This window comes from Pseudomonas sp. 43(2021), from assembly GCF_017490805.1.
Lineage (GTDB): Bacteria > Pseudomonadota > Gammaproteobacteria > Pseudomonadales > Pseudomonadaceae > Aquipseudomonas.
Map to the genome: position 1 here is coordinate 1 of NZ_JAFGYJ010000179.1, position 589 is coordinate 589.

Consider the following 589-nt stretch of genomic DNA (forward strand, 5'->3'; position numbering starts at 1 on the left):
TGTGATTGCTGTAGGAATCTCGCTTTCGAGAGGGCGTGAGCCGAATAGCGAAGTTATTCGGCTCATAAAATGAGCCGAATAAGCCTCAGCCCCGAAACTTCACATTAACTTTGTGACGAGGGGATTTATCCCCGCTCGGCTGCGCAGCAGTCGTAAAACCGGCGACTTCGATTTTCCTGAGAGTATCGGTTGTCTGGTTTTAGGGTTGCTACGCAACCCAGCGGGGATAAATCCCCTCGCCACGGGGGTCATGTGCGCGGCTTTGGGTAGGGCGCCTCATTTGCCCATACCCCCCCTATCTGCTAGTGTCGCGCCGGTTTAACGTCTACCGGAATTTGCCGCCATGGCCCGCAAAAAAGCTGCACTGGATTTCGAACAATCCCTCGCCGACCTGCAAACACTGGTCGAGCGTCTGGAGAACGGTGAATTGTCGCTGGAAGACTCGCTGACCGCTTTCGAGCAGGGCATCGGTCTGACCCGTGACTGCCAGGCGGCGCTGGCCCAGGCCGAGCAGAAAGTGCAGGTGCTGCTGGAGCGCGATGGCGAGCTCGCCGAGGAACCCTTCGACGCGGATGAGCCAGAATGATCG

At 57.7% G+C, this 589-nt stretch carries 1 protein-coding gene; it reads left to right on the forward strand.

All coding sequences use genetic code 11. The annotated features are described in order from the left end of the window. Positions 1-343: 343 nt before the first annotated feature. Positions 344-586, forward strand: coding sequence for an exodeoxyribonuclease VII small subunit (locus J5M71_RS26625; RefSeq protein ID WP_016772991.1), 243 nt, complete (start codon positions 344-346; stop codon positions 584-586). Positions 587-589 lie beyond the last annotated feature (3 nt).

Bases quoted from the DNA above. Each gene is read 5' to 3' on its own strand.
- J5M71_RS26625 (WP_016772991.1), top strand. From the start codon at position 344: ATGGCCCGCAAAAAAGCTGCACTGGATTTCGAACAATCCCTCGCCGAC.